The organism is Pseudomonas sp. FH1 (assembly GCF_000510895.2).
GTDB classification, from domain to species: Bacteria; Pseudomonadota; Gammaproteobacteria; order Pseudomonadales; family Pseudomonadaceae; genus Aquipseudomonas; species Aquipseudomonas azotoformans_A.
The window spans coordinates 109,201-131,152 of record NZ_AOHM01000088.1 but is presented as its reverse complement, the minus strand read 5'-3'; the positions used below and the strand labels follow the sequence as shown (position 1 = coordinate 131,152).

General features: G+C 60.1%; 16 protein-coding genes and 4 tRNA genes. 18 read left to right on the top strand and 2 right to left on the bottom strand.

Going from position 1 to position 21,952, the window contains the following annotated elements:
* Window positions 1–139 precede the first annotated feature (139 nt).
* The 11 genes from H096_RS23980 to H096_RS23930 all read left to right on the top strand — a co-directional run bounded on the left by H096_RS23980 (window position 140) and on the right by H096_RS23930 (window position 8,380).
* Window positions 140–215, top strand: a tRNA-Ala gene (locus tag H096_RS23980).
* Between the two features lie 77 nt (window positions 216–292).
* Window positions 293–368: transfer RNA gene (locus H096_RS23975), tRNA-Glu, on the top strand.
* 50 nt (window positions 369–418) lie between these two features.
* Window positions 419–494: transfer RNA gene (locus H096_RS23970), tRNA-Ala, on the top strand.
* Between the two features lie 78 nt (window positions 495–572).
* Window positions 573–648: transfer RNA gene (locus H096_RS23965), tRNA-Glu, on the top strand.
* 182 nt (window positions 649–830) lie between these two features.
* Window positions 831–1,370, top strand: coding sequence for a TetR/AcrR family transcriptional regulator (locus tag H096_RS23960; protein ID WP_010209050.1), 540 nt, complete (start codon window positions 831–833; stop codon window positions 1,368–1,370).
* 15 nt (window positions 1,371–1,385) lie between these two features.
* On the top strand, window positions 1,386–2,219 hold the full coding sequence (locus tag H096_RS23955) for an alpha/beta fold hydrolase (protein WP_033901839.1): 834 nt from the start codon (window positions 1,386–1,388) through the stop codon (window positions 2,217–2,219).
* Between the two features lie 39 nt (window positions 2,220–2,258).
* Window positions 2,259–2,693, top strand: a complete 435-nt coding sequence (locus H096_RS23950; RefSeq protein ID WP_033901813.1) for a thioesterase family protein — start codon at window positions 2,259–2,261, stop codon at window positions 2,691–2,693.
* Window positions 2,694–2,748: 55 nt separating this feature from the next.
* Window positions 2,749–3,726: a tRNA-dihydrouridine synthase family protein gene (locus tag H096_RS23945; protein WP_033901811.1), complete on the top strand. Its 978-nt coding sequence runs from the start codon at window positions 2,749–2,751 to the stop codon at window positions 3,724–3,726.
* Between the two features lie 565 nt (window positions 3,727–4,291).
* The gene (locus tag H096_RS23940) at window positions 4,292–5,344 is read left to right on the top strand and encodes a hypothetical protein (protein WP_033901810.1); all 1,053 of its coding nucleotides are present in this window, start codon (window positions 4,292–4,294) and stop codon (window positions 5,342–5,344) included.
* An 88-nt stretch (window positions 5,345–5,432) separates the two neighbouring features.
* Entirely contained in the window at window positions 5,433–6,389 is a 957-nt protein-coding gene (locus tag H096_RS23935) for a hypothetical protein (protein ID WP_241495539.1), read from the top strand.
* A 65-nt stretch (window positions 6,390–6,454) separates the two neighbouring features.
* Window positions 6,455–8,380 (top strand): hypothetical protein, encoded by a 1,926-nt coding sequence (locus tag H096_RS23930; RefSeq protein ID WP_033901808.1) that lies wholly within the window; start codon window positions 6,455–6,457, stop codon window positions 8,378–8,380.
* On the opposite strand, the gene H096_RS23925 is transcribed toward H096_RS23930, so the two are convergent.
* Together H096_RS23925 and H096_RS23920 are read right to left on the bottom strand one after the other, a co-directional pair.
* Entirely contained in the window at window positions 8,377–11,673 is a 3,297-nt protein-coding gene (locus tag H096_RS23925; protein WP_033901807.1) for an EAL domain-containing protein, read from the bottom strand. The two genes, H096_RS23930 and H096_RS23925, sit on opposite strands and share 4 nt — an antisense overlap.
* Window positions 11,674–11,739: 66 nt before the next feature.
* Complete coding sequence (locus tag H096_RS23920) at window positions 11,740–12,630, bottom strand: LysR family transcriptional regulator (RefSeq protein WP_033901806.1); 891 nt, start codon at window positions 12,628–12,630, stop codon at window positions 11,740–11,742.
* A gap of 140 nt (window positions 12,631–12,770) precedes the next feature.
* Here H096_RS23920 and leuC point away from each other — a divergent pair, with 140 nt between their 5' ends.
* From leuC to H096_RS23885, 7 genes are all read left to right on the top strand, one after another.
* Complete coding sequence (gene leuC, locus H096_RS23915) at window positions 12,771–14,189, top strand: 3-isopropylmalate dehydratase large subunit (protein WP_033901805.1); 1,419 nt, start codon at window positions 12,771–12,773, stop codon at window positions 14,187–14,189.
* A 10-nt stretch (window positions 14,190–14,199) separates the two neighbouring features.
* Window positions 14,200–14,844 (top strand): 3-isopropylmalate dehydratase small subunit, encoded by a 645-nt coding sequence (gene leuD / locus H096_RS23910; protein ID WP_033901804.1) that lies wholly within the window; start codon window positions 14,200–14,202, stop codon window positions 14,842–14,844.
* Between the two features lie 64 nt (window positions 14,845–14,908).
* Entirely contained in the window at window positions 14,909–15,673 is a 765-nt protein-coding gene (locus H096_RS23905; protein WP_033901803.1) for a class I SAM-dependent methyltransferase, read from the top strand.
* A gap of 53 nt (window positions 15,674–15,726) precedes the next feature.
* Entirely contained in the window at window positions 15,727–16,809 is a 1,083-nt protein-coding gene (gene leuB / locus H096_RS23900; protein WP_033901802.1) for a 3-isopropylmalate dehydrogenase, read from the top strand.
* Window positions 16,810–16,873: 64 nt separating this feature from the next.
* Window positions 16,874–17,986, top strand: coding sequence for an aspartate-semialdehyde dehydrogenase (gene asd, locus H096_RS23895; RefSeq protein ID WP_033901801.1), 1,113 nt, complete (start codon window positions 16,874–16,876; stop codon window positions 17,984–17,986).
* Window positions 17,987–18,102: 116 nt separating this feature from the next.
* A complete protein-coding gene (locus tag H096_RS23890; protein ID WP_033901800.1) occupies window positions 18,103–19,113 on the top strand; it encodes an aspartate-semialdehyde dehydrogenase in 1,011 nt (336 codons plus the stop codon).
* Window positions 19,114–19,275: 162 nt separating this feature from the next.
* Window positions 19,276–21,840, top strand: a complete 2,565-nt coding sequence (locus H096_RS23885; RefSeq protein ID WP_033901799.1) for a FimV/HubP family polar landmark protein — start codon at window positions 19,276–19,278, stop codon at window positions 21,838–21,840.
* The last annotated feature ends 112 nt before the right edge of the window (window positions 21,841–21,952 follow it).

Genomic DNA, 21,952 nt, shown 5'->3' with positions numbered 1-21,952 from the left:
TTGAAACGGCGAAACCCCGGTTTTCCGGGGTTTCGACGGTAAGTGATTGTTATCCCGGCAAAAAATTTTGGAAAATGTTGAAAATAAATTTGACACACTTCCAAAGCGCCATTAAGATTCGCCCCGTCCTCACCGATGAGGGGCTATAGCTCAGCTGGGAGAGCGCTTGCATGGCATGCAAGAGGTCAACGGTTCGATCCCGTTTAGCTCCACCAATTTACAGTTCCAAGGTTCCGGCCACACCGTCCTTGGATCGATCAGTCTCAGCCTGATCAGTGTACAGAAGGTTTTTGTCCCCTTCGTCTAGTGGCCTAGGACACCGCCCTTTCACGGCGGTAACAGGGGTTCGAGTCCCCTAGGGGACGCCAGTTTCAACAAGCAGTTCGCAAGGCCTGCTGCGTCGCGAGACGAAAAATCCGGGGCTATAGCTCAGCTGGGAGAGCGCTTGCATGGCATGCAAGAGGTCAACGGTTCGATCCCGTTTAGCTCCACCAATTTACAGGTTCAAGGTCTGGCCACACCGTCCTTGAATCGATCAGCTCTCAGCACTGATCAGTTGTACAGAAGGTTTTGTCCCCTTCGTCTAGTGGCCTAGGACACCGCCCTTTCACGGCGGTAACAGGGGTTCGAGTCCCCTAGGGGACGCCACGATTACCCGCTCTGCGGGATTTTTAAGGGTCATTCAATTATTGAATGGCCCTTTTGTTTGTCTGGCGTTTGGCCAAATCTTTCCTCCATCCCCTTCTTCTCTTCTGACCAGCGGTCACGCTTGTGGCTTGTCAAATATTATTATGGTAATAATATTCAACCCATGAACATCGGAGGCAATGATGAGCGATAAAAAAGCGCAAACCCGCGAGCGCATTCTGCAGGCCGCCAGCGCCGCGTTGATCCAGCGCGGCCCGGCCGAACCGAGTGTGGGTGAAGTCATGGGCGCGGCGGGGCTGACCGTCGGTGGTTTCTACGCGCACTTCGAAAGCAAGGACGCACTGATGCTGGAGGCCTTCACTCAGCTGCTGGCCAAGCGTCGTGCGTCGATTGATGACATGGACGCCCAGTTGACCGGAGAGGAGCGCAGAAGCCTGGTGGCGGCGTTCTACCTGTCGCGCAAGCATCGTGACTCAACCGCCCAGGCCTGCCCGATCCCGGCGACCGTCGGTGAGATGAGCCGCCTGCCGGATGAGTTCCGCCAGGCGCTGAACGAGCATTGCGAGCTGATGGCTGCGCAACTCGCCGCCAGCCCTGAAGACACCGACAAAGCCCTGGCGGACATGGCGCTGATGATCGGTGGCCTGGCCTTGGCCCGCGCCTTGGGGCCGGGTGAGTTGTCTGACCGTGTGCTGCGCGCCGCCAAGTCGGCCGTGCGCTAGAAGAGGGCTGTCATGATGGGCACGTTAACCTGGATTCGTCGCTTCAACGGCACCCTGGGGCACCTGGCGCCGCAAACGGTGGCCAACAAGATGCGCCGCGCCTTCATGACACCCCGCGACCTGCCGCCGCGTGACTGGGAGCTGCCGCTGCTGGCGCAGTCGGAGCGCATCACCTTGCGCTTCGGTCTGTCCGCCTTGCGCTGGGGCCAGGGGCCTGCGGTGTTGTTGATGCACGGTTGGGAAGGGCGGCCCACTCAATTCGCCAGCCTGATCACGGCATTGGTCGACAACGGTTACTCGGTGATTGCCCTCGACGGTCCCGCCCATGGCCGTTCGCCAGGGCGTGAAGCCCATGTGCTGCTGTTCGCCCGTGCCATGCTCGAAGCCGCTGCCGAGTTGCCGCCGCTGCATGCGGTGATCGGTCATTCCATGGGGGGTGCCAGTGCGATGCTGGCGGTGCAGTTGGGCTTGCGCACCGAGGCGTTAGTGAGCATTGCCGCACCGTCACGCTTTCTGGATGTGTTGCGGGGCTTCACCAAAATGGTCGGTTTGCCGGCGCGGGCACGCTCGGCGTTCATCCAGGAAGTCGAGCAGACCTTTGGCATGCCGCTCAAGCATCTGGATGTGGCCCATTACCAGATGAATATCCCTGGCCTGATCGTGCACGCCGAAGACGATACGTTCGTCCCGGTCAAAGCCTCTCAAGCTATTCACGAAGCCTGGTTTGACAGCCGTCTGCTGCGCCTGGAGCAGGGCGGTCACCAGAAAGTGCTGGCCGATCCGCGCGTGATCGACGCTGTGTTGGTGCTGCTGGCCGGTCGTCGTCTACAGGCGCGGCAAACGGCCTGATACACTGCCCCGGTTACGTTAATCGACCGGGAGCAAGGCATGGGCTGGGATTTGGCAACGCCGTTTATCATCGATCTGCAGGTGGCCCCTGAAGATATCGACGGCCTGGGGCACGCCAACAACGCGGTGTATGTGTCCTGGCTGGAGCGCTGCGCCTGGCGTCATTCCCAGCGTTTGGGCCTGGACCTGACCGAGTATCGCCGCCTGGACCGCGCCATGGCGGTGGTGCGCCATGAGATCGACTACCTGGCCGCCGGCTATGAAGGCGACGAGCTGCAACTGGCCACCTGGATCGTCGACTGGGACCAGCGCCTGAAGATGACCCGGCGCTTTCAGCTGGTCCGCCCGCGTGATGGTGCGACCCTGCTGCGTGCGCAAACCACCTTTGTCTGCATCGAACTGTCCACCGGCAAGCCCAAGCGCATGCCTGCAGAATTTCTCGACGGTTATGGCCCCGCCCTGACAGGGGGTTAACGGTTGCTGTAGGAAACCCAGTAAACTGCGCCACGATTTTTGTTGAGTGTTTTCCATGCAAATTGCTTTGGCGCCCATGGAGGGGTTGGTCGACAACATCCTGCGGGACGTGCTCACCCGTGTCGGCGGTATTGACTGGTGCGTGACCGAGTTCATCCGCGTCAACGACCGCCTGCTTACCCCCGCGTATTTCCATAAACTCGCCCCGGAACTGCTGCACGGCGCCCATACCGCCGCCGGTGTGCCGCTGCGCGTGCAATTGCTTGGTTCCGACCCGGTGTGCCTGGCGGAAAACGCCGCCTTGGCGTGTGAGCTGGGCTCGCAGGTCATCGACCTGAATTTCGGCTGCCCGGCCAAGACCGTCAACAAGTCCCGTGGCGGGGCAGTGCTGCTCAAGGAGCCGGAGCTGCTCAACCAGATCGTCGAACACGTGCGCCGCGCCGTACCGGCGCACATTCCGGTCACCGCCAAGATGCGCCTGGGTTTCGACAGCCCGGACGGCGCCCTGGTCTGTGCCACGGCCCTGGCCGAAGGTGGCGCGGCACATATCGTGGTGCATGCGCGGACCAAGACTGACGGCTACAAACCGCCCGCTCACTGGGAGTGGATCCCGCGCGTACAAGACGTGGTCAAGGTACCGGTGTTCGCCAATGGTGATATCTGGAGCGTTGAAGACTGGAAGCGCTGCCGAGAAGTCAGTGGTGCCGAAGACATCATGCTGGGCCGTGGCTTGGTTGCGCGTCCAGACCTGGCGCGGCAGATTGCTGCGGCGCGGGCAGGCGAGGAAGTGATCGAGATGACCTGGGCCGAAATGCAACCCATGCTTCAGGATTTCTGGACCCAATCGGTGGCGCAACTGACTGAGCATCAGGCGCCGGGGCGTTTGAAGCAATGGCTGGCGATGCTCACCCGCAATTACCCTGAGGCGGTGGAGTTGTTTACGCTGATGCGTAGGGAAACCGACCTGGAGCAGGTCGGGCGTTTGCTGGGGATGCCCGGTGAGCGTGAACAGTCGGTCGCGCTGCAAGATTAGGTTTACATATATAAGTGTTTCAACCATTGCGATAGAGGGCACCGAAAGGTGCCTTTTTTTTGTCTGAAAAGTACGTTTGGCGTCATTGTCTACCACCTGGAGTAGGTTTCAGTCGCTGTATTTCTAAAGCGGGTGAAGTGTTATTTCGAGATATATGCAAGTGTCTGTGAGTGTTTGAGTTTGACTGCAACTAAGTTTTAATTTCCTGTTATTTTTTGGTGTGCAATAAAGTACTTGTGTGCGCGTCAATTAACATAGGTTTCGCTTGTAAGGCGAACGTGTTGTTTTCTTTAAGTTACTTTGCTCAGAGGGTGTTGCCTTAAGTTACCACTCCAGGAAGCGCTTTGGGCTTACGCAGCCTGGGTTTTTCTCGGTTTGTCCATAGGTAAACACCCCTGGCAGTCAATTGGTTTCCTTATATAAGCCGCGTTTTTTCGGAACTCATTGTCGTTACGCCCCACGAATCTTACGAGTTTGTCGAACTCGCCGTTGTTTAACACACCCTGTCAATAGCTGTCTTTCTCCTGCCGCTGCAGGAGTTGGGCAAAGTCATAGGAATAAGAAGATGTCTAATGTCTCGACCCAACAGTTCATGCCGATGAATACAGGTTACGCTCAACTTAATCAGTCCTCTGTGCAGACGGATAAAACACCTGAGTTGTCTCCTTCGATGGACAGTGTAAATAAGTTTCTGAAGGATACTAATCCCGCCTCTAAAGACACTCATGTGCCGATGAATAAGGAGTCGTTGGAAAAGTTGTTTGCCATGTTTGAGTTCGCGGTCAAGGCGATGCGTAGCATGCTCGCCGGTATGGGGGTGCTGCCCAAGTTGCCCGGTGAGGCGGATGCTCAGCCCCAGGTGAAGCCAGGCCCGGACGCCAAAGTCGTTGCAGATACGGCGGCGCAGAGCAAGAGAGCGCCTGCAGCGGATATCAAGCCAAAAGTGATGCCAGCTGCTGATAATAATGTTGCTACGGATGCAGGCGTCCAACCCAAGGTCACAGCCGAAGTCGATACCAAGCCAAAAGTGATGCCCGGTGCCGATACCAAGGTTGCCATGGATACGGGAGTGCAACCCAAGGTCATGCCGCAAGCAGACGCCAAGGCAAAGGTGGAGCCCAATCCAGATACACGCGTCACGCCAGATAGGCCTGCGCAAGTGACTGTCACGCCGGACGGTAAACTCAATGCCAAGCAGGTAACGACTACCCCCACCGACGTTGCACAGCAGCATAAGCTTTCGTCTGATATCAACGTGACTGTGCAGGTGCAGAACTGTCATTGCCCGCATACGGACGAAAAAACCCCGCCACAACCCCGGCTCACCTCGAAAGTCGACGCGCAGCCCACGCCGCCGTCAGTGGTGGCACCAAAGGTCGATGCACAACCCACGCCGCCGTCGGTGGTAACGCCAAAGGTCGATGCACAGCCCACGCCGCAGCCGGCGGTAACGCCAAAGGTCGATGCGCAACCCACGCCACCGCCGGTGGTAACGCCCAAGATCGACGCAAAACCCACGCCGGAGATTACATCCCCCGCACCCGATAACTTGGCGGACGACTTCGCCAGGCACTCCCATAGCCGGTTCTCCAGGTCCAGCCTCCGCTCACGCTTCTGAGCCTGCTGCCTTGAAGCGTTAAACACCACTGTAATGATCGTTCCCTGGCCGATGCGGTCAGGGAGCCTCCTCAATGAGGTATGAAGTCATGTTGTCGATCAAACATCTTCCTATTACACGACCCACTATTGATCCTTATGGCGCGTCAGGTTTTTCAGGTAGCGCTTCACTCGATTCTGCCAGCCGAAACAGTTTGCGCACTGCGCCACAGGCCTCACCCGCAGCGTCGCAGCCTAGGAATATCGGGAATACCGCAGACCCCGAGGCCGTGTTGGGTATGCTTAAGGACTTGTTCATGCAGTTCTTCAACCAGTTGCAGGCCATCTTGGATAAAGGCGTACGCCCGCCGGTGCCGAAAAACAACGACGTACCCATTCCGCAACCCCACGTGAAACCCGCTGACGACGCGACACTGACAGACAAGCGAAACGAACACATTCCCGGGCTCTCCAACAAACGCAAAGGTGAAAAGCCCAACAACATCTGGACTGGTTTTCGCCAGGGAAGTAATGGTAATTGCGTAACGATTTCCGCCATCAAGGCGGCGATGGCGAAGTTTGGTCAAAGCCCAAAGGATATTTATAAGTCTGTGGAGGCCAATGAGCAGGGTTATAAAGTTGTAATGCGTGACGGGTTTGAATTGACGCTGAGCAAGGCCGAGTTGCAGGCGGCTATTCGCGGTTCCAACTTTGTCGGCATGAGTGATCCAGAAATGCTCAAGGATGCCCACTTCCTGTTTGCCTGTTCCGCCAAGCGTGCGCAGATGGAGAACAACGACGGATGGGCGAGCAGAAGTTTCAATGCGGCGATCACGACGCTCAATAATGGAGAAGACGAAGACAGGAACAAGCCTGGCGAAGGCTTCCTGAGGCTAGGGTTGAAGGACCACATGAAGAGGGTCAAGGTGAGTGAATTCGCTGACCCGTCTTTGATCGGTATGGTCAATAGGCGCGGACATTCAGTTGCCGTCGTGGAGGGTTGCGAGGAGTTATACGGGCGCAAAGGCAATCGACCCAGGGATGGACAGGCCGTTGCGTTGATCTGATCACCTCGCCTGATCCGAGCTTCCGGGCTTGAACTCTCCCACTGTTTCAGAAAAGAGTGAACGATATGAGTACGTTTGCAATTGGAGCTTTCGCGCGCTCAAATCCCCTTGCGCTGCAATTATCAAGCCACCCTGAAGCGTCTCGCATTCCAGCTTTTGATGTGCCGGAGAGGGGCTTTGGCGAGCATTTCAACGCGAGTTCACACAGCGCCGTCATCAAGTTGATGATGCTCAAGTTCGGCCTAAGCCCTGGCGATATGTTCACCGATGTACGGAGCAACGGTGAGGCTTACGCCGTGACCATGAAAGATGGTTATTGGCTGCATCTATCCCAACAGGAACTGCAACAGGCAGCGTCTGCATCGCGTTTTACCGGCAGTGATGGCGATGTGTTGGACAGTGCCCATTTTGCGCTGGCAGTGTTCATCAAGCGTAAACAACTCGAGCGCGGCAGTACGCCGGATCTACCCGATTTTCAGTCGATGCTGACGGAGTCTCTGCAAGGTGAAACGACCTTTAACATGCTCAAAGGTATGGGGTTATCCCGTCATCTTCAGCATGTAGCCACCGCAACGGTTGTGGCTGAGGGCGGGGAAGGCGTAGCAGACAGCTATGACGCAGGTTCATCCCTGATTTATGCCGGCAAGGCGCATCAATTTGGCGGGGAGCGCTCACCGGATCGAGCCTACCTGTATACGTTGATGAGCGATAACGCACCGAAGCCTCCCATGGTCCCGGCCCCCGTTGCGCCTATCGTCGTACCCAAGGTTGACCCGGCCACCTCGAAGGACCTACCCGAGGCCGCTGGGGTGATGCAGGGCTTCATTGAGGGCTCACGAAAATTCGGCGAAGTCTTTGACCTCAGCAGCCATGCCGCGGTCATCAAGCTGATGATGCTCAGGTTTGGCCCGTCGCCCTCCGATATGTTTGAGCGTGTCGAGGCGACCGCTACGGGGTACAGCGTCACTATGAAAGACGGGTTTGAAGTGACGCTGTCAAAGCGGGAGTTGCAGCGCACTGGCGCAGCGTCAAGGTTTTCCGGGCCAGATGTGCAAAAGGTCGCCGATGCCAATTTCATGCTGGCGGCCTTTGCCAAGCGCAAACAGGTTGAAGGCAATGCTGAGTTTGATGCCGTGCTCTCGAGCACATTGTGCGGAGAGCACCTTTACAACGTCTTGAAGGGCATGGGGCTGACTGGCTTTTTGCGAGTTGTGCCGCCGGACAAACTACGAGAACCCCGCAGCGTCGGCGTCACCCCTACCTTCAACTATTCAGGCGCGCTTGTCGTGGATGGCATCAAGCATAGCAACGGTGAACAAGCGTCAGTCACCAAGGACTATGGCTACCAGCTTGCCGAAGACGTCCCGGTCGACCCCCACGGTAAGCCTGCGCAGTTGTCGACGGTGCCTGTGGGGGTCAAGCCCGCGGATATCTGGAGCGGTTTCTATCAAGGTGTGGAGGGTAACTGTGTCACGGTGTCCGCAATCAAGGCCGCGATGATGAAGTATGGACAAAACCCTCTGGGGATCTTCAAGCGTGTCACTGAAACGCCAGAAGGTTTCAGCATCGCCATGCGTGATGGTTGCACGGTGCGCCTCACTCATGCCGAGCTGAGCCAGGCACGAGAGGCTGCCAACTTCCATGGAACGGATAAAGGCCTGATTGAGGATGCGGTGTTCCTGTATGGCGCAAGTGCCAAGCGTGCCCAACTGGAGAACCATGAGTTTCGCGCCGGCGCTGGCTTCAATGCCGCCCTCAAAACGTTGAATGATGGGGAAGTCCCGGGCGATGCGTTACGACGCCTTGGCTTGTATGCATTCACTCGCGCAAGCAGCGTGGAGGAACTGGCGTCAGGCGTGCCAGGCACCCTGGCGAACTTCGGGCATTCCGTTGTCGTGGTAAACGGTGCCCTTGATGCTTATGGAGACAAGCGTGACTTGAACGGTTCGCACTGGATGCGAGAGGACGGTCACGCCTTGACGCTGGTTTAACCCCGCCCATCTCCCGCGAGCAAGCGTTCCCTGAATCCGATCATGGGCAGCGGTCGGCTGTGCAAATACCCTTGGTACAAATGGCAGCCCAGGCCCTGCAGGAAGGCCAGTTGGTCCTGGGTTTCCACGCCTTCGGCAATCACCTCCAGGTTCAGGCTGCGGGCCATGGCGACAATAGCGCGGATGATCTCGGCGTCGTTGGGGTCATGGGTGGCGTCACGCACGAAGGATTGGTCAATCTTCAGCGCGTCCACCGGTAGGCGCTTGAGGTAGGTCAGTGATGAATAGCCGGTGCCGAAGTCATCCATCGCAAAGCTCACGCCGAGTTTTTTCAGGCGGCGCATTTTACTGATGGTGTCGTCCAGATTCTGGATCACGATGCCTTCGGTGATTTCCAGTTTCAACAGGCTGAATGGCAGTTCGTGCTGCTTGAGGCTGCGCTCCACCCGCTCCACGAAGTCGTTCTGGCGAAACTGCCGAGGACTGATGTTCACGCACAGGCTGAAATTCAGTGGGTCGACCAGGCCTTCCGCGATCAACTGTTGGAAGGCGGCGCAGGCTTCATCGAGGATCCAGGTGCCGACTTCAAGGATCAGGCCGCTGTCCTCCAGCACCTTGATGAATTCGGAGGGCGATTGCGCACCCAGTTGTGGGTGCTGCCAGCGCACCAAGGCCTCGGCGCCGACGATCCGGTTGCCCCGCGCATCCACCTGTGGTTGGTAGTGCACGCTGAACTCACCGCGCGACAGGGCCAGGCGCAGGTCGGTCTCCATGCGCAGGCGTTCGCTGGCGGTTTTTTGCATGCTGTTGTGGAACATCTGCGTGGTGTTGCGCCCGGAATCCTTGGCGCGGTACAGGGCGATATCGGCCCGCTTGAGCAAGTCCGCCGGCGTGGAGCCGTGATCGGGAATCAGCGCCACGCCAATACTCGGCGTGACCTGCAAGCGATGGCCGTCCAGGAACATCGGCTCCGAAAGCAGCTCGCGCAAGGTGTCGGCCAGTTCCTGGACCTGGCGGCTGACTTCCGTGCGCGTGCCATCCAGGCCGCTGAGCAGCACCACGAACTCATCGCCACCCAGGCGCGCCACGGTGTCTTCCATGCGCACGCTGGCTTCCAGGCGGGCGGTGACGATCTTCAGCACGGTGTCGCCCACCGGATGGCCGAGGGAATCGTTGATGTGCTTGAAGTGGTCAAGGTCGAGGAACAGTAGCGCGCCGCGCAGGTTATGCCGTTTGAGCAAGGCGATCTGCTGGCTCAGGCGGTCCATCAACAGGGCGCGGTTGGGCAGGTTGGTCAGCGGGTCGTGATAGGCCAGGTGACGGATCTGCGCCTGGGCGTTTTTCAGCAGGCTCACGTCCCGTGCGGTCAGCAGCAGGCACGGGGTTTCGTTGAGGGTGATGGGTTCAACCGAGACTTCTACCGCCAGTAACTCGCCGCGTTTGTTGTGCCAGAGCATTTCCAGGTGATGGATACGACCCTTGATCTGCAATTCGGCCAGCAGCGCGGCACGCTGGTTCTCGTCGGCCCAGATGCCGATCTGGTAGAGGGTCAGGCCAATGGCTTCCTCGGCGCGATAGCCGGTCAGGCGGCAGAAACCGTCGTTGACCTCCACATAACGGCCGGTGTCGCGCTCGGTGATGGAAATCGCATCAGGGCTGGAATGGAAGGCCTTGGCGAATTTCTCTTCGCTGGCCTTAAGCGCGGCTTCCGAGCGTTGTTGCTGGGTGATGTCGCGCAAGGTGGTGACGATACACGGTTGGTCCCCCACTTTGATCAGCCGGCTGGAAATCACACAGGTCAGCGCCTGGCCATTTTTGTGATGCACCACAATTGCCACATTGCTCAGTGCCTGCTCGCGGATCACCCGTTCGATCCGTTGCAGGCGCTTGCTGGATTCGTCCCACAGGCCGATCTGCTCGGCACTCTTGTCGATCACTTCGGCGGCCGTCCAGCCAAAGGTCTGGGTAAACGCGGGGTTGATCTCGATAAACGCGCCGCTGTCCAGGCAGGTGACGCAGATCGGGTCGGGGCTGGCCTGGAACAGGCTGGCAAATTTTTCTTCGGAGGCGGTCAGGCGTTGTTCGCGTTCGACCTGGTCGGTGATGTCGAGCAAGGTGCCGGCCATGCGCAGCGGTGCGCCGTGCTCGTCGCGGTACAGGCGCGCACGACTTTCGAGGTAGCGCGAGCTGCCGTCCTCCATGGGCACTCGATACGTCAGTTGATAGTTGCCCGCCGGGCCTTCGCGCAGGGTGCGGTAGGCGTTGCGCATGCTCTCGCGCTCGTCATCGGGCATGCCTTCGAAGAACGCATCGAACGACTCATGGAAGGGTTCCGGCGGCAGGCCGTGCAATTGGGCGGCGCGGGCCGAGCCATAAAGCATGCCGGTGGGGATGTGCCAGTCCCAGGTGCCCAGTTGCGCCGAATCCAGGGCCAGGTCAAGGCGTTCCTGGCTGTCCTTGAGGGCTTGATCGGCGTTTTTGCGCTCGGTGGTGTCCAGAAAGGTACTGATCAGGTAGGCCTCGCCTTCCAGCTCGACCTTCTGCGCGCTGAGGGTGCCGTCGTGGATCTGGCCGTTGCTCGCGCAAAACTGCACTTCCATGGTGATCGGCTCGCCCTTGCGCTGGGTGGCTTTGACCAACTGCGCGCGTTGCTCCGGGTGACGCCACAGGCCGAGGTCCAGGGTGGTGCGACCGATGGCGTCGGTGAGCGGCCAGCCGAACAGCATTTCGAAATACTGGTTGGCTTCGCTGATCAGCCCGTCGGCCTGGCGGGTCAGCAGGACCATGTTCGGACACAGGTGGAACAGCGTGGCGAAGCGTTTTTCGGAGTGGCTGAGAGCGGCTTCGCGGTCGCGTTGGTGGGTGATCTCGCGGATCACTCCGATCATACGGCGCCGTCCCGCCTTGTCCGGCGCCAGGCTGCCGTTGATTTCCAGCCAATGTAGGCTGCCATCCGGCCATTGGATACGGTGATGCATGGCCTGTTCGAACGGCTCGCCCGCCAACACCGCATGGAACGCCCGCACCACGCGGGCGCTGTCTTCGGGGGCCAGCAGGTCGAGGTAATCCAGATCCTTGGGCAGCGGCTGGCGTGGGTCAAAGCCAAACAACGCCTGGGTGCCCCGTGACCAACTGATGCGGCCGGTGTCGATTTCCCAGCACCATGCCCCTAGCCGCGCAGCATTGAGCGCTGCCAGCAATTGCGGGGCGCTGTCCCAGCTTTGTTCCGCCGCTTGAGGGTCAAGGGCGTAGATGCGGGGCAGGGGTGGCACGGAATCGACGGGGTTGCGCATTATCAAAGGGCCTTGGCTCAATGGGCGTTCGGCGCGGCTTTATTCAGGCCTTGAGGCCGCACAGCTTCATGCCGGTATCCCTGGCAGATCGACCTGTGCATCCAATAGGCTCATGAAAGCCCGCGCAGCGTTCGACAGCGTCCTTTCGGTGTGCACGATATAGCCTAGCTGGCGACTGAGCTGTATGCCCGGCAAAGCGATACTTGCCACCTGATCATCCAGCATGGTGCGTGGCAGCACGCTCCAGGCCAGGCCGATCGACACCATCATCTTGATGGTTTCCAGATAGTTAGTGCTCATCGCAATGTTTGGCGTGAGGCCCTGGGCCTCGAACAATCGGCTGACAATATGGTGGGTAAAGGTATTGCCGCCGGGGAAAACGGCGGGGTGGCCGGCAATATCGGCCAGACTGATGCCGCCGTTGCTGATCAAGCTGTGTTCCGGCGCGACCACAAAATCCAGCGGGTCATCCCAGACTGGGGTGGCACGTACCAGGTTGTGAGGATCGGGCGCCAGGGTGATCACTGCCACTTCGGCACGGCCATGGAGGATTTCTTCGTAGGCCACTTCCGAATCGAGGAACTGAATATCCAGCGCCACATTCGGGTATTCCCGGGTAAACGTGCGCAACACCGGCGGCAAGCGATGCAGGCCGATGTGGTGACTAGTGGCCAGGGTCAGGCGGCCGCTGACTTCGCCAGTCAGGTTGGTCAGGGCGCGGCGGGTGTCGTCCAGCACGTTGAGGATCTGATAAGCGCGCGGCAGCAAGGCCCGTCCAGCCTCGGTCAAGCCGACTTCGCGACCCAGGCGATCGAACAGGCGCACCTTCAATTGTTGCTCCAGGCCAGCAATGCGCTTGCTGATGGCCGGTTGGGTCAGGTGCAGCCGTTCACCGGCGCCGGAGAAGCTGCCGGTCTCGGCGATGGCAATAAAGGCGTTGAGGTTGGCCAGGTCCATTGTGGTATTCCAGTTGGTAATCCAAAGCATAAAAAATATGAATTTGAGTTATTTAATGTAGCGCCATACCATCAGCCTCACAAGCCAAAGGGTTATTGAAAAGCCCGGCATAGAGAAACACCGCTGATGAGGACCGACTGATGGCCGGCAAAACGCTTTACGACAAGCTTTGGGATTCCCATGAAGTGAAACGGCGCGACGATGGCTCGTCGTTGATCTATATCGACCGTCACATCATCCATGAAGTGACCTCGCCCCAAGCGTTCGAAGGCCTGCGTCTGGCCGGGCGCAAGCCTTGGCGCGTCGATTCCATCATCGCCACGCCTGACCACAACGTGCCGACCACGCCGGAGCGCAAGGGCGGCATCGACGCAATCGTCGACACCGTTTCCCGCTTGCAGGTACAGACCCTCGACGACTACTGCGACGAATATGGCATTACCGAATTCAAGTTGAATGACGTACGTCAAGGCATCGTGCATGTGATCGGCCCGGAGCAGGGCGCGACCTTGCCGGGCATGACCGTGGTCTGCGGTGACTCCCACACGTCGACCCACGGTGCTTTTGGCGCCCTGGCCCATGGCATCGGCACTTCCGAGGTGGAACATGTGTTCGCCACCCAGTGCCTAGTCGCCAAGAAGATGAAGAATATGTTGGTTCGCGTTGAGGGCAAATTGCCGTTCGGCGTGACCGCCAAAGACATTGTGCTGGCTGTGATCGGCAAGATCGGCACCGCTGGCGGTAACGGCCATGCCATCGAGTTTGCCGGCAGCGCCATCCGCGACCTGTCCATCGAAGGCCGCATGACCATCTGCAACATGTCCATTGAAGCCGGTGCCCGTGTGGGCATGGTGGCGGCGGACGAAAAGACCGTTGAGTACGTCAAGGGTCGTCCTTTCGCTCCGGCAGGCGCGGATTGGGACGCTGCGGTAGAAGCCTGGAAAGACCTGGTTTCCGATGCCGATGCGGTGTTCGACACCGTGGTCGAACTCGACGCGGCCCAGATCAAGCCACAAGTCAGCTGGGGCACTTCGCCGGAAATGGTCTTGGCCGTTGACCAGAATGTGCCGGACCCGGCCAAAGAGGCCGATCTGGTCAAGCGCGGTTCCATCGAGCGCGCCTTGAAGTACATGGGTTTGCAGGCCAACCAGGCGATCACCGACATTCAGTTGGACCGCGTGTTCATCGGTTCCTGCACCAACTCGCGGATCGAAGACCTGCGCGCTGCCGCAGTAATTGCCAAAGGCCGCAAAGTGGCGTCGACCATCAAGCAAGCCATCGTGGTGCCAGGCTCCGGTCTGGTCAAAGCGCAAGCTGAAGCCGAAGGCCTCGACAAGATTTTCCTCGAAGCCGGTTTTGAATGGCGTGAGCCAGGCTGCTCGATGTGCCTGGCGATGAACCCGGACCGTTTGGAATCGGGCGAGCATTGCGCGTCTACGTCCAACCGTAACTTCGAAGGGCGTCAGGGCGCCGGTGGGCGTACCCACCTGGTCAGCCCGGCCATGGCCGCTGCGGCGGCCGTCAACGGTCGTTTCATCGACGTTCGCGAATTGATCTGAGGAATACCCGATGCGTGCTTTTACCCAACACACCGGCCTTGTCGCTCCTTTGGATCGCGCCAACGTCGACACCGACCAGATCATCCCCAAGCAGTTCTTGAAGTCGATCAAACGCACCGGTTTCGGCCCGAACCTGTTCGACGAGTGGCGCTACCTGGACGTGGGCTACGCCTACCAGGACAACTCCAAGCGCCCGCTGAACAAGGACTTCGTGCTCAATGCCGAACGTTACCAAGGCGCCAGCGTACTGCTGGCCCGCGAGAACTTCGGTTGCGGCTCCAGCCGTGAGCACGCACCGTGGGCCCTGGAAGAGTATGGTTTTCGCAGCATCATCGCGCCGAGCTATGCCGACATCTTCTTCAACAACAGCTTCAAGAACGGCCTGTTGCCGATCATCTTGACCGACGCAGAAGTCGACGAGCTGTTCAAGCAGGTGGAAGCTGAAGAGGGCTACCAACTGACCGTTGACCTGGCCGCGCAAACCGTGACCCGTCCGGATGGCAAGGTGTATCACTTTGAAGTGGATGCGTTCCGTAAGCACTGCCTGATCAACGGCCTGGACGACATCGGCCTGACCTTGCAGGACGGCGATGCGATTGCCGCGTTTGAAGCCAAGCACCGGGCGAGCCAGCCGTGGTTGTTTCGCGATGCCTGATTTGATGTAAGCAGGACTGGCCCCTTCGCGAGCACACACAACACAAGTCCCAAGGAAAAGCACCATGACCAGCACCGCCCACACCCAAGTCGTGCAAAAACAATTCGGCGAGCAAGCCTCGGCCTACCTGAGCAGTGCCGTGCACGCCCAAGGCACCGAATTCGCGCTGCTGCAGGCCGAACTGGCCGGGCAGGGCAATGCGCGACTGTTGGATTTGGGCTGCGGTGCCGGTCATGTCAGCTTTCATGTAGCGCCGCTGGCTAAAGAAGTGGTCGCCTACGACCTGTCCCAGCAGATGCTCGACGTGGTTGCCGCTGCGGCGACAGATCGCGGTTTGGACAACATCCGCACCGTCCACGGCGCCGCCGAACGCCTGCCGTTCGCCGATGGCGAGTTCGACTTCGTGTTCAGCCGTTATTCGGCCCACCACTGGAGCGACCTCGGCCTGGCCCTGCGCGAAGTGCGCCGCGTACTCAAGCCGGGCGGTGTGGCGGCGTTCGTCGACGTCTTGTCACCGGGCAGCCCGCTGTTGGACACTTACCTGCAAACCGTCGAAGTGCTGCGTGACACCAGCCACGTGCGTGATTATTCCGCCGCCGAATGGATGCAGCAGCTCAGCGAGTCCGGCTTGCATGTGCGCACCAGCAGTCGCCAGCGTCTTCGCCTGGAATACACCTCGTGGGTCGAGCGCATGCGCACGCCAGAAGTACTGCGCGCTGCCATCCTTGAGTTGCAGAAGGCGATGGGCCAGGAAGTGCGTGATTATTACGAAATTCAGGCCGACGGCACCTTCAGCACCGACGTGCTGGTGGTCTTTGCCGAACGCTGATTGATTTTTCCCGACCTGCCCATGGGCGGGTCGCTTGATGAAATGAGGAACGCATGAGCAAGCAGATTCTGATTCTCCCTGGCGACGGTATTGGTCCGGAAATCATGGCCGAAGCGGTCAAGGTGCTGGAACTCGCCAACAGCAAGTACAGCCTGGGCTTTGAGCTGAGCCACGACGTGATCGGCGGCGCGGCCATCGACAAGCACGGCGTGCCGCTGGCCGATGAAACCCTGGACCGCGCCCGCGCGGCCGACGCCGTACTGCTCGGCGCGGTGGGCGGCCCGAAATGGGACAAGATCGAACGTGATATCCGCCCTGAGCGTGGCCTGCTGAAGATCCGTGCGCAACTGGGCCTGTTCGGCAACCTGCGCCCGGCGATCCTCTACCCGCAACTGGCTGACGCGTCGAGCCTCAAGCCGGAAGTGGTCGCGGGCCTGGATATCCTCATCGTGCGCGAGTTGACCGGCGGTATCTACTTCGGCTCGCCACGTGGCGTGCGTGAGCTGGAAAATGGCGAGCGCCAGGCCTACGACACCCTGCCGTACAGCGAGAGCGAAATCCGCCGTATCGCCCGTGTCGGTTTCGACATGGCCCGCGTGCGTGGCAAGAAGGTCTGCTCGGTGGACAAGGCCAACGTGCTGGCCTCCAGCCAGTTGTGGCGTGAAATCGTCGAAGAAGTGGCCAAGGACTATCCGGACGTTGAGCTGAGCCACATGTACGTCGATAACGCCGCCATGCAACTGGTGCGTGCACCCAAGCAGTTTGACGTGATCGTCACCGACAACCTGTTCGGCGACATCCTGTCCGACCAGGCGTCGATGCTCACCGGTTCCATCGGCATGCTGCCGTCGGCGTCCCTGGACACCAACAATAAGGGCATGTACGAGCCTTGCCACGGTTCGGCGCCGGACATCGCGGGCCAGGGCATTGCCAACCCGTTGGCGACGATTTTGTCGGTCTCGATGATGCTGCGTTACAGCTTCAACCTGGCGGACGCGGCGGACGCGATCGAGAAGGCCGTGAGCCTGGTGCTGGACCAGGGCTTGCGCACTGGCGACATCTGGTCGCAGGGTTGCACCAAGGTCGGTACGCAAGAAATGGGCGACGCAGTAGTCGCCGCGCTGCGGAATCTGTAATCTCTCGGGCCCCCTTGCAGAAGTTTGCTGCAGGCGGCCCACTTTTTAACAAGGTGTAGTTGCGATGAAACGTGTAGGTCTGATCGGTTGGCGCGGTATGGTCGGTTCCGTGCTCATGCAGCGGATGCTGGAAGAGCAGGATTTCGATCTTATTGAGCCGGTGTTTTTCACCACTTCGAATGTCGGTGGCCAGGGGCCGTCCGTGGGCAAGGATATTGCCCCGCTCAAGGACGCCTACAACATTGAAGAGCTGAAAACCCTCGACGTGATTCTGACCTGTCAGGGTGGCGACTACACCAGCGAAGTCTTCCCCAAGCTGCGTGAAGCCGGCTGGCAGGGTTACTGGATCGACGCCGCGTCGAGCCTGCGCATGCAGGACGATGCCGTGATCATCCTCGACCCGGTGAACCGCAAGGTCATCGACCAGCAGCTGGACGCGGGCACCAAGAACTATGTCGGCGGCAACTGCACCGTCAGCCTGATGCTGATGGGCTTGGGTGGCCTGTTCGAGGCTGGCCTGGTCGAGTGGATGAGCGCCATGACCTATCAGGCGGCTTCCGGTGCCGGCGCGCAGAACATGCGTGAACTGATCAAGCAAATGGGCGCGACCCACGCCGCCGTTGCCGATCAACTGGCCGACCCGGCCAGCGCGATCCTCGACATCGACCGCCGTGTGGCTGAAGCCATGCGCAGCGAGGCCTACCCGACCGAGAACTTCGGTGTGCCATTGGCCGGCAGCCTGATCCCGTGGATCGACAAGGAACTGCCGAACGGCCAGAGCCGTGAAGAGTGGAAGGCCCAGGCCGAGACCAACAAGATCCTCGGCCGCTTCAAGAGCCCGATCCCGGTGGACGGCATCTGCGTGCGTATCGGCGCGATGCGCTGCCACAGCCAGGCGCTGACCATCAAGCTGAACAAAGACGTACCGATCAGCGATATCGAAGCCTTGATCAGCCAGCACAACCCGTGGGTCAAGCTGGTGCCGAACAACCGCGACATCAGCATGCAGGAGCTGAGCCCGACCAAGGTCACCGGCACTCTGAATGTGCCGGTGGGCCGTCTGCGCAAGCTGAACATGGGCACCCAGTACCTGGGAGCGTTCACCGTTGGCGACCAACTGCTGTGGGGCGCGGCCGAACCGCTGCGCCGCATGCTGCGGATCTTGCTGGAGCGTTGATCGCTTGAAGCAATGAAGAAACCCGCGCTCTGGTGACAGGCGCGGGTTTTTTATTGGCCTCACCCCCAGCCACCCGGTAAAGTGCCGCTCCCCCCGCAATGCCCGAGGCAGCCCCCATGACCCAGACCTTTGAAATCGCCGTGATCGGCGCTACCGGCACCGTTGGCGAAACCCTGGTGCAGATCCTCGAAGAGTTGAACTTCCCGGTGGGCACCCTGTATTTGCTGGCGGGCAACAACTCGGCGGGTGCCTCGGTGCCGTTTCGTGGCAAAAACGTGCGGGTCAAGGAGGTCGATGAATTCGACTTCAATAAGGCGCAACTCGCGTTCTTCGCGGCGGGGCCGGCGGTGACCTTGAGTTTCGCCCCGCGCGCCACGGCGGCGGGTTGCGCGGTGATTGACTTGTCTGGCGCCTTGCCCGCCGAGCAGGCGCCGCAAGTGGTGCCGGAAGCCAATGCCCATGTGCTTGATGGCTTGAAAAAACCGTTCCAGCTCGGCAGTCCAAGCCCCTCTGCGACCAACCTGGCGGTCGTCCTCGCACCTTTGCGCAGCCTGTTGGATATCCAGCGCGTGAGCGTTACCGCCAACCTGGCGATGTCGTCCCAGGGGCGTGAAGCCGTCAGTGAATTGGCCCGACAAACCGCTGAGTTGCTGAACATGCGCCCGCTGGAACCGAAACTGTTTGATCGGCAGGTTGCCTTCAACCTGCTGGCACAAGTCGGTACGCCAGACGCCCAAGGTCATACAGCCCTGGAGAAGCGCCTCGTACACGAACTGCGAGCAGTGCTGGAATTACCTTTGCTAAAGATTTCCGCAACCTGCGTTCAAGCCCCGGTGTTTTTTGGCGATAGCCTGACAGTGTCGCTGCAACTGGGGGCACCGGTCGATCTCGCCGCTGTGAACCGTTTGCTCGACACAGCGCCAGGAATAGAGCGGGTTGAGGAGGGTGACTACCCTACAGCCGTGGGCGACGCGGTCGGTCAGGATGTGGTCTATGTAGGACGGGTTCGCGCAGGTGTGGATGACCCGGCGGAACTAAATCTGTGGCTGACGTCAGATAACGTACGCAAAGGCGCCGCACTGAATGCCGTGCAGCTGGCGCAGTTGTTGATAAAAGGCCTTGCGTAAAAGATACTTGGCGGCAATTTGTAGATTGATTCTAGCCAGGCGCTATGCTTGGCCCCAGGCAGGAAAAGTTGCGCGTCGGTGACCTATCGGCTCGCCATGCCTTATGGCAGCGGTTACCAACCTTCTCGCAGGCCGGGGAGTGTTCAAACAAAGGATGAGGCTATGGTTCAAGTTCGCAAACTGGTGTTAGCAATAGCGGCCGCCTCGGCGCTGTCCTCCGGTATGGCGCAGGCGCTGCAGCTGGGGGAGATGACCCTCAAGTCGAAGTTGAACCAGCCATTGGCGGTGGAAATCGAATTGCTCGACGTCGGTGGTCTCACCGCTTCCGAGATCACGCCGAGCTTGGCGTCCTCCCAAGCCTTTGTGGATGCGGGCGTTGATCGCCAGGCGTTCCTCGATGACCTGACGTTTACCCCGGTTATCAACCCCAACGGCCGCAGCGTGGTGCGTGTCACCTCCAACAAGCCGTTGCCCGATTCCTACGTACGCTTCCTGTTGCAGGTGCAATGGCCCAATGGCCGGTTGATGCGCGACTACAGCGTGTTGCTCGACCCGGCCAAGTTCGACCAGCCGGCACCGACGACCGCCGCGCCTGCGCCGCGTCTGGCGGCACCGGCCAGCAGCGCGCCAGCTGCAAGCAAACCGGCACAGCACACCACCACCTCCCGCGACACCTTGTGGGAAATTGCCGCGAAGAACCGCAATGGCGGCTCGGTACAGCAGACCATGCTGGCGATCCAGGCGCTGAATCCCGACGCGTTTATCGACGGCAACATCAACCGTTTGAAAACCGGCCAGGTCCTGCGTCTGCCCGATCCCGTACAAAGCACCGCGCTGCCGCAACCCCAGGCGATCGCCGAAGTCAGCGCGCAGAATGCCGCCTGGCGACAGGGCCGACGCGCTGCCACCAATCCGGCAGCGGGCAAGCAGCAACTGGATGCCACCAAACGCACCCAGGCCGGCAATGCCCCGGCGAGCACTAACGCCAAGGACAACCTGAGCCTGGTTTCCGCCGAAGCGGCCAAGAAGGGCGCCAAGGGTAAGGCTGGCGATAGTGCTGGGTTGAGCGACAAACTGGCGATGACCCAGGAGCAACTGGACACCACCCGTCGCGACAACGAAGAGCTGAAAAGCCGCGCGGCCGACCTGCAAAGCCAGTTGGACAAGCTGCAAAAACTGATTCAACTGAAAAACGATCAGCTCGCGCGTCTGCAGGCAGAGAAGGGCGCCCCAGCAACGCCGGCCACAGCGGCAATGCCTGCGCAGTTGGCGGGTGAGCCGGCGGCTGCTCCGGCTGCTCCGGCCGCTCCCGATGCCACCGTTGCAACACCTGCGCCCGCCACGCCTGAGCCGGCCAAGGCCGATTCCGCGCCTGCCAGCGTCGAAGGTAAATTCAACGACCTGCTGACCAATCCGATCGTGCTTGGCGTGATCGGTGGTGCCGCCGGCCTGCTGGTGCTGCTGCTCCTGCTGTTGTGGGCGCGCCATCGCAATGCCCGTCGCGAAGAAGAAAAACACCTGCGTATGGCGCGTGCCCTGGCTGAAGAACCGGTGTTCACCTCGAACATCGATCAGGACCTGCCGCCAGACAGTTTCGAAGGCCTGGAAGTGCCGCCGCCAAACGTCAAGCTGGCCGCTGCACCAGCGCCAGCCCCAGCGGTTGAACCGGCAGTCGCCGTGCCGACCGTCGCCTCGGTACTGGCGCCGCTGGCGGTTGCCGTTGCGCCGGTGAACTCCAGCGATGCACTGGCCCAAGCCCAGTCGCTTGTCGACCGTGGCCACCTGAACCAGGCCGCCGACGTGCTGGAACAGGCGATCAAACAGGAGCCCAAGCGCAGCGCCCTGCGTTTGAAGCTGATGGAAGTCTACGGCCTGCAAAACGACAAGGACGGTTTCGTGACCCAGGAGCGCCAACTGGTGGCCAATGGTGAAAACCATGCCCAGGTCGAGCAGCTCAAGAGTCGCTTCCCGGCCATGGCCGTGCTGGCCGCGGGCGTCAGCGCTGCGGTCGCCGCAGCTGCCCTGGATGCGCAATACGTCAAGGATTTGCTGGAAGACAAGCCGGCCCCGACTCCTGCGGAACCCGAAGCCTTCGACACCGATTTCGACCTGAGCCTGGATGAACTGGAAGAAGCCTCCCCAGCCGTGGTGAAGGACGATCAGCAGACCTTCGAATCGCTGCTGCAACAGCAGACCGAAGCCCAGGCTACGCCGGATGACCTGTCGGACTTCGACCTGGACCTGCAGCTGGATGCTCCGGCGTCGGCGCAATCGGATGACGACTTCCTCTCCGGCTTGGAAGAGCAGATGAAGGATGTGCCGGCCGTCGAGCCGCCCACCCTGACCCCGGCGGCCCTGGATGACTTCGACCTGCCGGAAGACTTCGATCTGTCCCTGGCCGATGAGCCGGAAGCTGCCGCCAAGCCTGACGCCTTTGCCTCCGAGTTGGACGATGTCAACGCCGAGCTGGATCGTTTGTCCCAGAGCCTGGAACATCCGTCCATCGAGCCTTCCTTCACCGCAGAAGATGCGGCGAAGGGCGACGATGAGCCGGAGTTCGACTTCCTCTCTGGCACAGACGAGGTGGCCACCAAGCTCGACCTGGCCCAGGCCTACATCGACATGGGCGATGCGGACGGCGCACGGGACATCCTCAGCGAAGTGCTGATCGAAGGCGACGAAACTCAGCGCGGCGAGGCCAAGGAAATGCTCGGCCGGTTGGCCTGACCGTCATACGTCAATGCAGCGGCGACCTTCGGGTCGCCGTTTTGCTTTTGTGGGCACCCGCACAAATCGGCATAATGGCCGCCTTTGCGCAACTCATCAGGCTCTCAGTTCT

Coding starts and splice junctions, on each gene's coding strand:
- H096_RS23960 (WP_010209050.1), top strand. CDS start 831: ATGAGCGATAAAAAAGCGCAAACCCGCGAGCGCATTCTGCAGGCCGCC.
- H096_RS23955 (WP_033901839.1), top strand. CDS start 1,386: ATGGGCACGTTAACCTGGATTCGTCGCTTCAACGGCACCCTGGGGCAC.
- H096_RS23950 (WP_033901813.1), top strand. CDS start 2,259: ATGGGCTGGGATTTGGCAACGCCGTTTATCATCGATCTGCAGGTGGCC.
- H096_RS23945 (WP_033901811.1), top strand. CDS start 2,749: ATGCAAATTGCTTTGGCGCCCATGGAGGGGTTGGTCGACAACATCCTG.
- H096_RS23940 (WP_033901810.1), top strand. CDS start 4,292: ATGTCTAATGTCTCGACCCAACAGTTCATGCCGATGAATACAGGTTAC.
- H096_RS23935 (WP_241495539.1), top strand. CDS start 5,433: ATGTTGTCGATCAAACATCTTCCTATTACACGACCCACTATTGATCCT.
- H096_RS23930 (WP_033901808.1), top strand. CDS start 6,455: ATGAGTACGTTTGCAATTGGAGCTTTCGCGCGCTCAAATCCCCTTGCG.
- H096_RS23925 (WP_033901807.1), bottom strand. CDS start 11,673: ATGCGCAACCCCGTCGATTCCGTGCCACCCCTGCCCCGCATCTACGCC.
- H096_RS23920 (WP_033901806.1), bottom strand. CDS start 12,630: ATGGACCTGGCCAACCTCAACGCCTTTATTGCCATCGCCGAGACCGGC.
- leuC (WP_033901805.1), top strand. CDS start 12,771: ATGGCCGGCAAAACGCTTTACGACAAGCTTTGGGATTCCCATGAAGTG.
- leuD (WP_033901804.1), top strand. CDS start 14,200: ATGCGTGCTTTTACCCAACACACCGGCCTTGTCGCTCCTTTGGATCGC.
- H096_RS23905 (WP_033901803.1), top strand. CDS start 14,909: ATGACCAGCACCGCCCACACCCAAGTCGTGCAAAAACAATTCGGCGAG.
- leuB (WP_033901802.1), top strand. CDS start 15,727: ATGAGCAAGCAGATTCTGATTCTCCCTGGCGACGGTATTGGTCCGGAA.
- asd (WP_033901801.1), top strand. CDS start 16,874: ATGAAACGTGTAGGTCTGATCGGTTGGCGCGGTATGGTCGGTTCCGTG.
- H096_RS23890 (WP_033901800.1), top strand. CDS start 18,103: ATGACCCAGACCTTTGAAATCGCCGTGATCGGCGCTACCGGCACCGTT.
- H096_RS23885 (WP_033901799.1), top strand. CDS start 19,276: ATGGTTCAAGTTCGCAAACTGGTGTTAGCAATAGCGGCCGCCTCGGCG.